17 protein-coding genes are annotated in these 13,918 nt (G+C 68.8%); 11 read left to right on the top strand and 6 right to left on the bottom strand.

All coding sequences use genetic code 11. From position 1 onward, the window contains the following. Nucleotides 1-16 precede the first annotated feature (16 nt). From ACSFA0_RS05305 to ACSFA0_RS05295, 3 genes are all read left to right on the top strand, one after another. Nucleotides 17-679, top strand: coding sequence for a mechanosensitive ion channel domain-containing protein (locus tag ACSFA0_RS05305; protein WP_435449176.1), 663 nt, complete (start codon nucleotides 17-19; stop codon nucleotides 677-679). Between the two features lie 84 nt (nucleotides 680-763). Continuing rightward, complete coding sequence (locus ACSFA0_RS05300) at nucleotides 764-1,336, top strand: MgtC/SapB family protein (protein ID WP_435449175.1); 573 nt, start codon at nucleotides 764-766, stop codon at nucleotides 1,334-1,336. An 82-nt stretch (nucleotides 1,337-1,418) separates the two neighbouring features. Then, on the top strand, nucleotides 1,419-2,120 hold the full coding sequence (locus ACSFA0_RS05295) for a glutathione S-transferase family protein (protein ID WP_435450896.1): 702 nt from the start codon (nucleotides 1,419-1,421) through the stop codon (nucleotides 2,118-2,120). Here ACSFA0_RS05295 and ACSFA0_RS05290 read toward each other — a convergent pair. Continuing rightward, complete coding sequence (locus ACSFA0_RS05290) at nucleotides 2,108-2,833, bottom strand: OmpW/AlkL family protein (protein WP_435449174.1); 726 nt, start codon at nucleotides 2,831-2,833, stop codon at nucleotides 2,108-2,110. The genes ACSFA0_RS05295 and ACSFA0_RS05290 overlap by 13 nt on opposite strands. Before the next feature lie 118 nt (nucleotides 2,834-2,951). On the opposite strand from ACSFA0_RS05290, the gene ACSFA0_RS05285 reads away from it, so the two are divergent. The 3 genes from ACSFA0_RS05285 to otsA all read left to right on the top strand — a co-directional run bounded on the left by ACSFA0_RS05285 (nucleotide 2,952) and on the right by otsA (nucleotide 6,424). Beyond that, on the top strand, nucleotides 2,952-4,211 hold the full coding sequence (locus tag ACSFA0_RS05285; protein ID WP_435449173.1) for a multifunctional CCA addition/repair protein: 1,260 nt from the start codon (nucleotides 2,952-2,954) through the stop codon (nucleotides 4,209-4,211). A 72-nt stretch (nucleotides 4,212-4,283) separates the two neighbouring features. Further along, nucleotides 4,284-5,039, top strand: coding sequence for a trehalose-phosphatase (gene otsB, locus ACSFA0_RS05280; RefSeq protein WP_435449172.1), 756 nt, complete (start codon nucleotides 4,284-4,286; stop codon nucleotides 5,037-5,039). Beyond that, a complete protein-coding gene (gene otsA, locus ACSFA0_RS05275; protein ID WP_435449171.1) occupies nucleotides 5,036-6,424 on the top strand; it encodes an alpha,alpha-trehalose-phosphate synthase (UDP-forming) in 1,389 nt (462 codons plus the stop codon). The genes otsB and otsA overlap by 4 nt, the downstream gene beginning before the upstream one ends. Here the strand turns inward: otsA and ACSFA0_RS05270 are convergent. Further along, complete coding sequence (locus tag ACSFA0_RS05270) at nucleotides 6,396-7,349, bottom strand: LysR family transcriptional regulator (RefSeq protein WP_435450895.1); 954 nt, start codon at nucleotides 7,347-7,349, stop codon at nucleotides 6,396-6,398. The two genes, otsA and ACSFA0_RS05270, sit on opposite strands and share 29 nt — an antisense overlap. Before the next feature lie 111 nt (nucleotides 7,350-7,460). Here ACSFA0_RS05270 and ACSFA0_RS05265 point away from each other — a divergent pair, with 111 nt between their 5' ends. After that, nucleotides 7,461-8,219 (top strand): SDR family NAD(P)-dependent oxidoreductase, encoded by a 759-nt coding sequence (locus ACSFA0_RS05265; RefSeq protein ID WP_435449170.1) that lies wholly within the window; start codon nucleotides 7,461-7,463, stop codon nucleotides 8,217-8,219. A 3-nt stretch (nucleotides 8,220-8,222) separates the two neighbouring features. Here ACSFA0_RS05265 and ACSFA0_RS05260 read toward each other — a convergent pair whose 3' ends face one another. From ACSFA0_RS05260 to hisN, 3 genes are read right to left on the bottom strand one after another with little or no spacing between them, the layout of a single operon-like run. Beyond that, complete coding sequence (locus tag ACSFA0_RS05260; protein ID WP_435449169.1) at nucleotides 8,223-9,152, bottom strand: ROK family protein; 930 nt, start codon at nucleotides 9,150-9,152, stop codon at nucleotides 8,223-8,225. Between the two features lie 22 nt (nucleotides 9,153-9,174). After that, nucleotides 9,175-9,369 (bottom strand): DUF2905 domain-containing protein, encoded by a 195-nt coding sequence (locus ACSFA0_RS05255; RefSeq protein ID WP_435449168.1) that lies wholly within the window; start codon nucleotides 9,367-9,369, stop codon nucleotides 9,175-9,177. A 10-nt stretch (nucleotides 9,370-9,379) separates the two neighbouring features. Next, nucleotides 9,380-10,153 carry a histidinol-phosphatase gene (hisN, locus tag ACSFA0_RS05250; protein ID WP_435449167.1) on the bottom strand — a complete coding sequence of 258 codons (774 nt, stop codon included), beginning with the start codon at nucleotides 10,151-10,153 and terminating at the stop codon, nucleotides 9,380-9,382. A 114-nt stretch (nucleotides 10,154-10,267) separates the two neighbouring features. On the opposite strand from hisN, the gene ACSFA0_RS05245 reads away from it, so the two are divergent. Beyond that, entirely contained in the window at nucleotides 10,268-10,648 is a 381-nt protein-coding gene (locus ACSFA0_RS05245; RefSeq protein WP_435449166.1) for a DUF5329 family protein, read from the top strand. A gap of 21 nt (nucleotides 10,649-10,669) precedes the next feature. Here ACSFA0_RS05245 and ACSFA0_RS05240 read toward each other — a convergent pair whose 3' ends face one another. Further along, a complete protein-coding gene (locus ACSFA0_RS05240) occupies nucleotides 10,670-11,800 on the bottom strand; it encodes a class I SAM-dependent methyltransferase (RefSeq protein ID WP_435449165.1) in 1,131 nt (376 codons plus the stop codon). On the opposite strand from ACSFA0_RS05240, the gene ACSFA0_RS05235 reads away from it, so the two are divergent. The 3 genes from ACSFA0_RS05235 to ttcA are packed head-to-tail and all read left to right on the top strand — an operon-like array spanning nucleotide 11,799 to nucleotide 13,877. Further along, nucleotides 11,799-12,584: an SDR family oxidoreductase gene (locus ACSFA0_RS05235; protein ID WP_435449164.1), complete on the top strand. Its 786-nt coding sequence runs from the start codon at nucleotides 11,799-11,801 to the stop codon at nucleotides 12,582-12,584. The genes ACSFA0_RS05240 and ACSFA0_RS05235 overlap by 2 nt on opposite strands. Nucleotides 12,585-12,591: 7 nt before the next feature. Continuing rightward, entirely contained in the window at nucleotides 12,592-12,963 is a 372-nt protein-coding gene (locus ACSFA0_RS05230; RefSeq protein WP_435449163.1) for a dihydroneopterin aldolase, read from the top strand. Further along, complete coding sequence (gene ttcA, locus ACSFA0_RS05225; protein ID WP_435449162.1) at nucleotides 12,960-13,877, top strand: tRNA 2-thiocytidine(32) synthetase TtcA; 918 nt, start codon at nucleotides 12,960-12,962, stop codon at nucleotides 13,875-13,877. Before ACSFA0_RS05230 ends, ttcA begins: the two co-directional genes overlap by 4 nt. The last annotated feature ends 41 nt before the right edge of the window (nucleotides 13,878-13,918 follow it).

The raw sequence follows: 13,918 nt of genomic DNA, 5'->3' as shown, positions 1-13,918 counted from the left end.
CGTTGAGCGCCGTGCCATGAACCGATCGCTGCAGACCCTGCGCGCTGCGCTGCCCGACTGGGCGCTCGAGTGGCTGGAAGTCATCGTGCCGGCCACGCAGGTCGCCCTGATCCTGTTGGGCGCGTGGCTGCTCTACCGCTTCGTGCGTCGGGTGGTCCGTCGCGTCACGACCGGCTATGCGCTGCCGGGCGAGGTGGCCGTGGTGTCGCGCCGGATCGCCGGCTTCCTGATCTACGGCGGAGCGCTGCTTTGGAGCCTGGAGCGTCTCGGCGTGTCGGGCACCGTGCTGTGGACCGCCTTCACCGGCTTTGCGGCCGTCGGCGCGGTGGCCTTCTTCGCCGCGTGGAGCGTGCTGTCGAACATCTTCTGCGCGCTGCTGATCTTCACCACCCGCATGTTCCGGCTCGACGATGTCCTGGAGTTGCTGGAAAACGGCGAGAAGCCCGGCCTGCGGGGCCGTGTGCTCGACATCAACCTGGTCTACACCACGCTGGAAGAAAGCGGGACGGCCGAGGCGGGCACCACACTGAAGATCCCGAACAGCCTGTTCTTCCAGCGCGCGGTGCGGCGCTGGCATGGACGGCTGCCCACGCTGCCGGCCCAGCCGCGCGACGCGGCGCCGTCGGCCGTCACCGCGGCCATCGCGCCACCCGCTGCACCCGCCGACGCACGCACCTGACCGGCGGCACAGGGTTTCAGCCTACAGCGCGGCACCGGCGCGCCGGGCCACACTCATGGCCCCCATCAACCCACCGACGACCCCATGGCCATGGCCTGGTGGAACGAGATCACCGACGTGATCGCCACGGAATTTTCCGACGTTCCCGACCTCGCGCAGTTCGTGCGCATCCTCATCCGGCTGCTGCTGGCCGCCATCCTCGGCTTCATGCTCGGCTTCGAGCGCGAGCAGCATGGCAAGGCCGCGGGCGTGCGCACGCACATGCTGGTGGCCATCGGCTCGGCGCTGTTCGTGCTGGTCCCGCAGCAGACGGGCATCCTGCCTGCAGACATGAGCCGCGTGATCCAGGGCCTGGTGGCCGGTGTCGGATTTCTCTGCGCCGGCACCATCCTCAAGCACGGTCGGGACGAACAGCAGGTGCAGGGCCTGACCACCGCAGCCGGGCTATGGATGACGGCCGCGATCGGCCTGGCATGCGGATTGGGACGAGAGACGACCGCCGTCTTGAGCGCCCTGCTGGCGCTGGCGGTACTCTCCCTGGTGCCGCGCGTGGTGGCGCTCCTGGAACGCATCACCGGCCCGGGCCGTTCGCCGCCGGAGGACGCCCGTGCCTCGGCGCCCACCCCGCCCTCGAACGACGACAGGAAGCCGCACTGAGCGCATCAATCGGGCGGTGCTTCGGCATCAATCGCACGGCGTGTCGCCGCTAGCATCGACGCTTTGGATCATGGGGACCACCATGCGCAAGCTCTACATCGGCAACAAGAATTACTCGTCCTGGTCCATGCGCCCGTGGGTGCTCATGACGCAGGCCGGCATTCCGTTCGAAGAGGTGATGGTGCCGTTCGGGCCGGATTTCTCGCAGCCCGATTCGGCCTTCAAAAAGACCGTGCAGCCGATGAACCCGGCGGGTACCGTGCCCTTTCTGGTCGATGGCGCGATCGTCGTGTCCGACACGCTGGCCATCGCCGAGTACCTGGCCGAGTGCTTTCCCGACAAGGCGCTCTGGCCCGTCGATGCCGCCGCCCGCGCCCAGGCCCGCAGCGCCTGCGCCGAGATGCATGCCGGCTTCCGCGCCATCCGCAACCATTGCGGCATGAACATCGAAGCCGATCTCGCGACGCAGGGGCAGTTGCTGCTGCGGGACCGGGCCGACGTGCGCAACGAGCTGGCGCGGCTGGTACAGCTGTGGGGCGGCCTGCTGGCGCAACACGGCGGCCCGATGCTCCTGGGCGACTTCGGCATCGCCGACGCCTACTTCGCGCCGATGGCCTCGCGCCTGAAGACCTATGCGCTGCCGGTGCCGCCGGACATCGCGGCCTACGTCGACCGCGTGCACGCCCTTTCGGCGGTCGAGGCCTGGATGGACGCCGCGCGCGCCGAGCACCGGTTCGTCGTCGAAGACGAACCCTATCGACTGCAGGGCGCTCAGAACCGGTAGGTGGCCTGAAGGTAGGTCACGATCGGGTCCAGCGTGAGCTTGGTTTCGCTGGTACCGATGGTGGCGCCTGCCGCTGAGCGGGTGGTGAGCTTCGCCTTGGTCTTCAGCGGGATGTAAGACACCGAGAACGACACGCCCCAGTGCTTGTCGAACTGGTAGGCCGCACCGATGTTCAAGACCGGCGCGAAGGAGTCGTCGAGCTTGGCCCGGGTGGTGGTGCTGCCCGCCGGACGGCCCAGCCGGCCACCCAGCGTGTTCTGCAGGTTCGACGTCAGGTTGACGTCGCTGTACCAGACGTAGGTGGCGCCCGCACCGACGAAGGGCCGGAACGCGTCGTTGCCGTTGCCGAAGTAGTACTTGGCCAGCAGCGTCGGGCTCCACTGCTTGGCGTCGCCGAGCTTGCCCAGCGGCGCCAGCGAGCCTTCGCCCTCCAGCTCGAAGGTCGGCGGAACACCGAACACGCTTTCGAGGCCCCAGTGGCTGTCGAAGAAATAGGTGGCGCTCAGGCCCAGCGTGTCGGCGCTGCCGACGCCCGCGCCGGAGCCTGGCACGACGGCATTGATGGGCGACGTGAAGGTCAGCGGCTTGCTGGAATCCTGCGGTGCGAAATGCAGCCAGCCGGCGCCGAGCACCCAGTCGCCCGCGTTCTGTGCCATGGCGCTGCCCGAACCCATGGCAGCGACGGCCGCGAGTGCGAAGAGTGATTTTTTCATTGACGAGTTGCTCCGAGAGAAGATGAAGACCGGCATGCGCTCTGCGCGCCCTTGCCGAAAGAAATATTACGAACGATCGTGCTTTTTCTGTCCCCGGGCTATCCCTACACTTGGCCGAATGAACACATTTCTCGTCGGTGGCGCCATCCGCGATGCCCTGCTCGGCCGGCCGGGCAGCGACCGCGACTGGGTCGTCGTCGGCGCGACGCCGGCCCAGATGGAAGCAAGCGGCTACCTGCCGGTGGGCCGCGATTTCCCCGTCTTCCTGCACCCGCAGACGCGTGAGGAATACGCGCTGGCCCGCACCGAACGCAAGAGCGCGCCGGGCTATCGCGGATTCGTCGTGCACGCCGCGCCCGACGTCACGCTGGAGCAGGACCTGGCCCGCCGCGACCTAACGATCAACGCCATCGCCCTGCCCGCCGAGCGCGCCGACGAGTCACCGCTCGACGCGTCGGCGTTGGTCGACCCGTACCACGGCCAGCGCGACCTGCGGCAGAAGGTGCTGCGCCACGTCACCGACGCCTTCCGCGAAGACCCGGTGCGCATCCTGCGGGTCGCGCGCTTCGCCGCCCGCTTCGCCGAGTTTTCGATCGCGCCCGAGACGCTCGCGCTCATGCGCGAGATGGTGGCCGACGGCGAAGTCGATGCCCTGGTGCCCGAGCGCGTGTGGCAGGAGCTCTCACGCGGGTTGATGACGGCCCGTCCGTCGCGCCTGTTCGAGGTGCTGCGCGACTGCGGGGCGTTGAAGGTGCTGCTGCCCGAGGTCGACCGCCTGTGGGGCGTGCCGCAACCGGAGGCCCACCACCCCGAGGTCGACACCGGCGTGCACCTGATGATGGTGCTCGACATGGCGGCGCGCCTGGAGGCGCCGTTGCCGGTGCGCTTCGCCTGCCTGATGCACGACCTGGGCAAGGGCACGACCCGTGCCGACGAGTTGCCGCGCCACATCGGGCACGAGCAGCGCAGCGCGAAGCTGCTGCAGGCCGTGTGCGAACGCTGGCGCATCCCGATCGAGCTGCGCGAGCTGGCCGAGGTGGTGGCGCGCGAGCACGGCAACATCCACCGCAGCGCCGACCTGGGCGCCGCCGCCCTGATGCGTCTGCTGGAGCGCTGCGACGCCCTGCGCAAGCCACAGCGCTTCGCGCAGGCGCTGCTGGCCTGCGAATGCGACGCGCGTGGCCGGCTCGGCTTCGAGGACCGGCCCTATCCGCAACGCGCGCGCCTGCAGAAGGTGCTCGATGCCGCACTCGCCGTGGCCACCCGGCCTATCGCCGAAGCGGCGGCACAGCGCGGCGCCACCGGGCCGAAGATCGGCGAGGCCGTCACCCGCGCGCGCACCGAGGCGGTGGCCGCACTGCTGGGCGAGGCGGGCTGAGCCAACCAGCCCCAGCCACTCGCGGCGTTGGCCGACGCGAGCCCGCAGCAGCGACTGTTAAGGTCAGTCGCGATGCAGAAGCCTCCCCGCCTCACCCCCGACGCCGCCCTCTTCCTGGATTTCGACGGCACGCTGGTCGCCCTGGCCGAGACGCCCGAAGCCATCGAGGTGCCGCCCGCCCTCGTCGCGCTGCTCACCGACCTGCACGGCCTGCTGGGCGGTGCGCTCGCGGTGGTGTCGGGCCGGCAGATCGACGTGCTCGACCGCTTCCTCGCCCCCCTGCGCCTGCCCTCCGCCGGCGAGCACGGCGTGCAGCGCCGCGATGCCGAAGGCGACATGCAGGAACAGCGACCGCCCGACCTGGCGTTCGTGCTCGATGCCTGCAACGACCTCGCGGGCGCGCACCAGGGCCTGCTGGTGGAACGCAAGCACTCGGCGATCGCCCTGCACTACCGCATGGCGCCCGACCTGGGCGATGTCTGCCGCGACGCGCTCGTCCGTCTGCTCGACGGCCAGCCCCAGCTGGAGCTGTTGCACGGCAAGTTCGTCTTCGAAGTGAAGCCCGCGGGCATCAACAAGGGTGTCGCCATCGACGCGTTCATGCGCGAGGCGCCTTTCGCGGGACGCGTGCCGGTGTTCGCCGGCGACGACACGACCGACGAGACCGGCTTCGCGGTGGTGCAGCCGCGCGGCGGCATCGCGATCAAGGTCGGCTCCGGCCCGACGCAGGCGCTGCACCGGCTCGACTCGACGCTGGCCGTCTATGAATGGCTGCTCGAAGCGCGCGATCTGCTGGCGAATGGTCCGAGCCCGGAGGCCAAGGCGTGAGCCGGTTGGTCGTCGTCTCCAACCGCGTGGCCGACCCGCGCAAGCCCGCCGCCGGCGGCCTGGCCGTGGCGCTGGGCGAATCGCTGCAGCAGACCGGCGGGATGTGGTTCGGCTGGAGCGGCACCATCGTCGAAGACGGCCCGACCGGCGAAGGCGAGATGCACAAGCAGCAGGCCGGCAAGGTCACGCTGGCCACGCTCGACCTGTGCCGCGAGGACCACGACAGCTACTACGCGGGCTACAGCAACGACGTGCTGTGGCCGGTGTTCCACAACCGCCTCGACCTGGCGAACTTCGACGCCGGCTTCATCGGCGGCTACCGCCGCGTGAACCAGCTGTTCGCCCGCAAGCTGATGCCGCTTCTGAAGGAAGACGACATCATCTGGGTGCACGACTACCACCTGATCCCGCTGGCCGCCGAGCTGCGTGCCATGGGCTGCCGCCAGCGCATCGGCTTCTTCCTGCACATCCCGCTGCCGCCGCAGATCATCATGGCGGCCATCCCGCAGCACGAGTGGCTGGCGCGCTCGCTGTTCGCCTACGACCTGATCGGCTTCCAGGCCAACCAGGACGTGCAGCACTTCGAGCGCTATGTGGTGAACGAGGCGCATGGCGAGGCGCTGGGCGACGACATGTACCGCGCCTATGGGCAGACGGTGCGCTGCAGCGCCTTCCCCATCGGCATCGACGTCGATGAGTTCCTGGCGCTCACGCATGCCAAGGAAGCCAAGGACATGTACGAGACGATGAAGCGCGAGTACTCGCAGCGTCGTCTGCTCCTGGGCATCGACCGGCTCGACTACTCCAAGGGGATTCCACACCGGGTGCGCGCCTTTCGCGAGCTGCTCGCGAACTACCCGGAGAACCGGCGCAGCGCCACGCTGATCCAGATCGCCTCGCCGACGCGCGAGAGCGTCGACGCCTATGGCGACATCCGGCGAGAACTCGAATCGCTGTGCGGTGCCATCAACGGCGACTACGGCGAACTCGACTGGATGCCGGTGCGCTACATCCACCGCATGGTGGCGCGCAAGCGCGTGCCGGGCCTGTGCCGCGCGGCCGCGGTTGGGTTGGTGACGCCGCTGCGCGACGGCATGAACCTGGTGGCGAAGGAATATGTGGCCGCGCAGGACCCGGCCGACCCGGGCGTGCTGGTGCTGTCGCGCTTCGCCGGCGCGGCCGAGGAGATGAAGGAAGCCTTGCTGGTCAACCCGTACGACGTGCATGGCACGGCCGAGACGATCCAGCAGGCGCTGCAGATGCCGCTCGACGAACGGCGCGCGCGGCATCAGAAGCTGCTGCAGCGTATCCGCGACCACGACGTGCACTGGTGGCGCAACACCTTCCTGGACGCGCTCAGGCAGATGCCGAACGTGCGCGACTGAGCCTCTCGTCGCCCGGTACGGGCGCTTGGAGGTAGGGCCGAAGCACCGCGTCCATCCAGTCCATGAAAGCCTGCACGCGCTTGGAAACGTGTCGGCGGTGCGGGTAGACCAGTGACACCGGCATCGGTGGCGCGCAGAAGTCCGGCATCAGTTCCACCAGCGCACCCACGGCGATCAACGGACGAAGCCAGTAGGCGGGCGCCTGGATGATGCCGAGGCCGGCCAGGCAAGCGTCCCGGTAGGCATCGGTGCCGGTCACGGTGACGACGCTGGCCATCGGCAGGGTGCTCAGCCCTTGCGCGGTCGTGTATTCCCATAGCGCCGGTCCGCCGCCCAGCGCAGGCGCATAGCGCACCAGGCGGTGCAATGCGAGGTCGGCCAGGGTATGGGGCGTGCCGTGCGCGGCGAGGTAGGCGGGGCTGGCGACGTTGGTCTGCCACTGCTCGCCCAGGCGCCGCGCCACCAGGCCGGAGTCTTCCAGTGTGCCGACCCGCAGCACGCAATCGAAGCCTTCGTGGACCAGGTCGACCCGGCGGTCGGTGGTGCTCAGTTCGATATCGAGTTGTGGATGCGCCGTGAGGAACTCCGGCAAGCGTGGAATCACCACCTCGCGGGCCAGCGCAATCGGCATGTCGACCCGCAGGCGCCCACGCAAGGTGCTGGGTGCCTGATGGAACAAGGACTGCAGTTCGTCCGAATCGGCCAGCAGCACCAGCGCGCGTTCGCGGAACTGCTCGCCGTCGGGCGTGAGACGCACCGTGCGCGTGGTCCGGTGCAGGAGCCGCGTGCCCAACTCGGCCTCGAGCTGCTGCACCGTGGTCGACACCCGCGCCTTGGGCATGCCGAGCCGCTCGGCCGCGCGGGTGAAGCTCGCCAGTTCGGCGACCGTGACGAAAGTGCGCAGCGCGCCGAGTTCCATGACCATGGCTGCCATTGTTCTCCATGGATGAACAGTTTTGTTGATTTCTGGCGATTTATCCGTTCATTGTCTTTTCTTAAAGTCCATTCCATTGCAACTCAACCCCAAGGAATGACCATGAACGCCCCCATCGCCCTCATCACCGGCGCCAGCCGCGGCCTCGGCAAGAACACCGCGCAGCACCTCGCCCGCCAGGGTTCCGACCTGATCCTGACCTACCGCAGCGGTGCCGACGAAGCACACGCGCTGGTCCGCGAGATCGAAGCGCTGGGGCGCCGCGCGGTGGCCGTGCCGCTGGACGTGTCCAAGAGCGGCAGCTTCGCGGCCTTCGCTGACGAGGTGGAGGCCGTGCTGGCCCGCGTCTGGCAGCGTGAGACCTTCGACCACCTGGTGAACAACGCAGGAATGGGCGTTCATGCCAGCTTTGCGGAGACCACCGAAGAAGACTTCGACGTCCTGGTCGACGTCCACCTGAAGGGCCCGTTCTTCCTCACGCAAGCGCTGCTGCCCCTGGTCGCCGACGGCGGGCGCATCGTCAACATCTCGAGCGGCCTCGCGCGCTTTGCCCTGCCCGGCTACGCCGCCTACGCGTCGATGAAGGGCGGCATCGAGGTGCTGACGCGCTACCTGGCGAAGGAACTGGGGCCGCGCGGCATCGCGGTGAACGTGCTGGCGCCCGGTGCCATCGAGACCGACTTCGGCGGCGGCGCCGTGCGCGACAACGCGCAGCTGAATGCCATGATCGCCTCGCAAACCGCGCTCGGCCGCGTTGGCCTGCCCGACGACATCGGCGGCGCGCTCTCGATGCTGCTGCAGCCGGGCAACCGCTGGATCACAGGCCAGCGCATCGAAGCGTCTGGCGGAATGTTTCTGTAACGCTCAGTCGACCAGCGCCAGCGCCGCGTAGTCGCCGACCTTGTCGCCCAGGCCCGCCGCGTGCAACCGCACGCCGCCGGTCAGCGGCACCAGGCGGCCGTCGATGTGCGCCTGCAGCCGCGGCAGCAGGAAGTCGCGGTTGTGCCAGAACACGCTGCCGCCCAGGGCAATGGCCTGCAGGTCGAGCGTGGCGACCATGTTGTAGAGCGTGCGGCCCATCACGCGGCACAGCGCGTCGGTGGTGCGCACGGCCTCGGACTCGCCCGCGACCGCTGCTTTGAACAGATCCTCAGCCGACTGGCCGAAGCGCCGCGCGATCGCGTTGCCGGCGACGAGACCTTCCACGTCGCCCACGTTGCCGCAGCCGCACAGCGCATCGCGGTTGTCGTCGTCCGAGACGAAGGTGTGGCCGGCATGGCCGGCGTTGCCGTTCTTGCCGCGCAGCGCACGCCCATCGACGCACAGGCCCACACCCACCCCGGTGCTCCAGGTGACGTAGGCGCAGTGGTCCAGGCCCTGCAGCGCACCCCAGCGGCGCTCGGCTTCGAGCGCGGCCACCGCATCGTTCTCGACCCGCACGCGGCCGAAGCGCGCGCGCAGCGGGGCCTCGATCAGGGCCGTCATCCAGTCGTTCGGCAGCCCGCGCGCCGGGCCGGCCAGGCCGCCGCAGATGTTGGGCGTGGCGAGTTCGACGTAGCCGTCGTTCAGCACGAACGGCCCCGCCGACGACACGCCGACCGACCGGATCGCCGAGGACGACACCCCGGTCGCAAGGCAGGCCGCATCGATCAGCCGCAGCACCTGTCGCGCGACCGCATCGTTGTCGCCGGTCTTGGCGGTGGGCTCGGACTGTCGCGCCATCAGCGTGTCGTTGCCCGGCAGCGCCAGGCTGACCGCGACCTTGGTGCCGCCGATGTCGACGCAGGCTCTCATGGCGTGGGTTTCTCTCTGGGATTCAAATCAGTTTGGCGATCACCGCCGCGAGGGTGCTGAGCGCCACCGTGCTGCCAATCGGCAATTGCCAGTCGCGCCCGAAGGCGCGGAACTCGAAGTCGCCGGGCAGGCGCCCGAAGCCGAAGCGCCGCAGCCACGCCGTCAGCCCGCTCATGAGCAGCAGCGCGAGCACGACGACGATGAGCCAGCGGATCATGCAGGCCAGTCTAGGTGGCCAGCATGGCCAGCGCTTGTCGGTGGAGTTCGGGTGTCGCCGCCGCCACGACGCGGCCGTCGGACGTGAGACCGAGCGCGCGGCCTTCCCAGTCGGTGATCACGCCGCCGGCCGCCTCGATCAGGCCCGCGGGCCCGAGGTAGTCGTAGGGCTGCAGGCCGGTCTCGACCACGAGATCGACCGTGCCGCCGGCCAGTTGCGCGTAGCCGTAGCAGTCGCCGCCGAAGCGGCGCATGGCGCAGCGCCGGCTCAGCGCGTCGAAGGCCTGCCAGTCGGCGGCGTTGAAGATGTCGGGCGAGGTGGTCACGATGCGCGCCTGCGCGATGTCGGTACAGGTGCTCACCTGCACGGCCACGCCGTTGCGGTGCGCGCCGACGGCGGCCTGCCCCACCCAGCGCTCGCCCAGCACCGGCATGTCGACCATGCCGAGCACCACGCGCGCGCCTTCGAGCACGCCGATGAGCGTGCCCCACAGCGGCGAGGCGGTGATGAAGCTGCGCGTGCCGTCGATCGGGTCGAGCACCCACACGCGCGCGGCGTCGGTGCGCTCCGACCCGTGCTCCTCGCCATAGATGCCGTCGGCCGGGCGCTCGACGGCGAGCACGGCGCGCATCGCCGTCTCAGCGGCGCGGTCGGCCAGGGTCACGGGGCTTTCGTCGGCCTTGGTGATGATGTCCAGCGGCGTGCGAAAGTAAGCCATCGACTGAGCGGCCGCGGCATCGGCGAGGGCGTGGGCGGTGCGGAGGAGATCGGGCATGAGGCTCATCGGGCGGATTTCGGCAGAGGTGACCAGGGACGAGGCGCCATTAGACCCGAGTGGGTTTGACAGCCCGCGCCGACGCTGCAAGCATCGGCCGCTCCCTTCGCGAAAGACAAAAGCATGGCGTTTTATCGTTGGCTCCGGCACCTGTTGCCGGCAGGGCTGCTGGCCTGGGCAACGCTCAGCATGGCGACGCCCTCTGCCCAGGAGCATGCGCTGATTCAAACGCTGATCCAGCGCGTCGAGCAGATGTCGACCATGACCTTCCTGCGCAACGGTGGCGCCCACACGGCCGCCGAGGCGGCGCAGCACATGCAGGCCAAGTACGCGCACTTCAAACACAAGATCTTCACCGCCGAAGACTTCATCGAGCTGTGCGCCTCGCGCTCGGAAATGACCGGCAAGCCGTACATGGTGAAGGTGGGCGACGCCGCGCCCGTGGAAGCCAACATCTTCCTGAAGAAGGAGCTGCGCACGCTTCGTGGCTTGCCGCCGCCTTGATGCACGCGCGGCGCGCTGCGCCTACAACGTGTGGCTGCGATCGCCTGCGGCGAAACCCATCGGCTCCCAGGGCTCGCCCGCGGCCAGACCGATCACCTTGAAGAGCTCGCCCATCTCGTGCTCGTGCACCAGGTGGCCGGCCAGCGCGCGCTGCGCCACGCTCGCCTGATCCGACAGGGTGAGCAAGCCACAGTTGATGAGAAAGCGCCCCTGGCTGATGTAGCCCAGCACATGCAGCCCCGCGTCCTGCGCGGCGAGCGCGATGCCGGTGAAGTCCACATGCGCAGTGACGTCCTTGGCGCCGACGTCGAGCAGCGGGTTGTCGTCGGAGCGGTGCGCCTGATGGCACATCAAGGTGCCCATGTGGCGCTGCGGGTGGTAGTACTCCGACTCGGGGAAGCCGTAGTCGAGGAAGAAGGCGGCGCCCTTCTTCAGCCGGTCCGCCAGCGTCGCGATGAAGGCCTTCGCCTGCGGATGGATCTCGGTGAGGTAGTCGTGCTCGCCCTCGATCTCGATCGGCGGACGCAGCGTGGTCGGGCGGTCTTCCCAGGCCCAGCCGCCCTGCGCGCCCGACACCACGCCGCGCTCGAACCAGCGCCCGCCCACACGCGCCAGCAGGTGCACCGGCATCGCGTCGAGCACCTCGTTGCCGACGACCACGCCTTGCATCGTCTCGGGCAGCGCGTCGAGCCATTCGACCTTCGCCGCGTGGGCCGCGAGCGTTTCCTGCTGGCGCGCGCGCAGCGTGCCCGACAGGTCGACGATGCGGTAGCGCGCGATACGTTCGCCCAGCGTATCGAGCAGTTGCAGCGCCAGCGCGCCGGAGCCCGCGCCGAATTCCCACACGTCGTCGGTGCCACTGCGTTCCAGCGCCTCGCCCACCTGCACGGCCAGCGTCTGGCCGAACAGCGGCGTGAGCTCGGGCGCGGTGACGAAGTCGCTGCCCGACGACGGCAGGTGGCCGAACTTGCGGCTCGCGTTGGCGTAGTAGCCGAGCCCTGGCGCATAGAGCGCGAGCGCCATGAACCGGTCGAAGCCGATCCAGCCGCCGGCACGTTGAATGGCCTGACCGATGAGCCGGTCGAGCGCGGTCGTTAAAATTGGAGGGGTCGTGGTCACGCCACGATTGTCTCTCTTCACTTCCTCCTCCATGCCCCATTCCCCATCTGCGCGCCCCGTGCGCACCGTTCTCGTCACCGGCGCCGCCAAGCGGCTCGGCCGCGAGATCGCGCTCGCGCTGGCCGACGGCGGTTGGCAGGTGGCGGTGCACTACCGTCACTCGGCCGACGAGGCGCGGCAGACCGCGGCCGACTGCGCCGCGCGATCGGGGCTGCCGTCGGCGATGGTCAGCGCCGACCTGTCCGACGAGGCCCAGGTACGCGAATTGGTGCCGCAGGTGGTCGCGCAGTTCGGCCGGCTCGATGCGGTGGTCAACAGTGCTTCGCTGTTCGAGCACGACGACGCGGCGAGCCTGGGCTTCGCGTCGCTGGAGGCGCATCTGCGCACCAACACCGCGGCGCCGATCCTGCTCGCGCAGGCGCTGCACACGCACCTGCTGTCGCGCGGCGCCGAGGCGCAAGGCGCCGTGGTGAACCTGCTCGACCAGAAGCTGTGGAACCAGAACCCCGACTTCCTGAGCTACACGCTGTCGAAGGCCGCGCTGGAGGCTGCCAACACCATGCTGGCGCTGGCGCTGGCGCCGCAGTTGCGCGTGGTGGGTGTCGCGCCGGGCCTCACGCTCACGAGCCACATGCTGAGCGAAGAGAAGTTCCGCCGCCTGCATTCGGCCAGCCCGCTGGGCCGCTCCTCGACGGCCGCCGACGTGGCGGCCACCGTGCGATTCGCGCTGGAGAACCAGTCCATCACCGGCACCACGCTGCTGGTGGACGGCGGCCAGCACCTGATGAAATTCGAACGCGATTTTTCGCTGATGTGAGCCACCGATGCTGACCAAAGGCACCCAGATCCTCACGCTGACCAGCCTGCGCTTCGACGCGAGCGTCGGCATCCTCGCGCAGGAACAAGACGCGCCGCAGCAGATCCAGGTCGACGCCGAGCTCAACCTCGGCAGCCAGCCGCTGCTGCCGGCCGACGACGACATCACGCATGTGCTGGACTACCGCAAGGTGCGGCGGATCATCATCGACGAGTGCACCGAGGTGCACATGAACCTGCTGGAGAGCCTCATCGGCAAACTGGCGCACCGGCTGATGCAGCTGCCCGGCGTTCTGGGCGTGCGGGTGAAGATCGCCAAGCTGAAGATCTTCGACGACTGCGAAGTGGCGATTCGCGTGGAAACGGGGCAATGGTCATGAGCGTTGTTTGGACAGATCACGAAGAAGCCGTGTCGCAGGACAAGGTCCTGAAGATCGAGCGCGAGACGCACAAGCTCGAGAAGCGCCTGTGCCGCGAAGTGGGCAAGGCCATCGTCGACTACAACATGATCGAAGAGGGCGACAAGGTCATGGTGTGCGTCTCGGGCGGGAAGGACAGCTACGCGCTGCTCGACATCCTGCTCAAGCTGCGCGCCCGCGCGCCGATCCACTTCGACATCGTGGCGGTCAACCTCGACCAGAAGCAGCCGGGCTTCCCCGAAGACGTGCTGCCGACCTACCTCACCGCGCTGGGCGTGCCCTTCCACATCGAGGAGCAGGACACCTACAGCATCGTTAAGCGCGTCATTCCGGAAGGCAAGACGACCTGCGGCCTGTGCAGCCGGCTACGGCGCGGCATCCTGTACCGCGTGGCGGACGAGCTGGGCGCCACCAAGGTCGCGCTGGGCCACCACCGCGACGACATGCTGCAGACCTTCTTCCTCAACATGTTCTTCGCGGCCAAGCTCAAGTCGATGCCGCCGAAGCTGGTGAGCGACGACGGCCGCCACGTCGTGATCCGTCCGCTGGCCTACGTGGCCGAGAAGGACCTGATCCGCTGGGCGCAGCACCGCGCGTTTCCTATCATCCCGTGCACGCTGTGCGGCAGCCAGGAGAACCTGCAGCGCAAGCAGGTGGGCGAGATGCTGCGCGAGTGGGAAAAGAAGCACCCCGGTCGCATCGAGAACATGTTCGGCGCCCTGCAGAGCATCGTGCCGTCGCACCTGCTCGACGGAACATCCTTCGACTTCAAGGGTCTCAAGGCGACGGGTGTGCCCGACCCCGAAGGCGACAAGGCCTTCGACGCACCCGAATTCCCTGCGGCGGCCTCGCCCTTGCGCATCGTCCAGCTCTGAGCGGTGCGACGGCGCTGCCGGCGCTGTTTGCCGCTGTCGCG

Source organism: Variovorax restrictus (assembly GCF_051216715.1).
Taxonomy (GTDB): Bacteria; Pseudomonadota; Gammaproteobacteria; order Burkholderiales; family Burkholderiaceae_C; genus Variovorax.
This window is presented reverse-complemented; position numbering and strand designations above follow the sequence as displayed.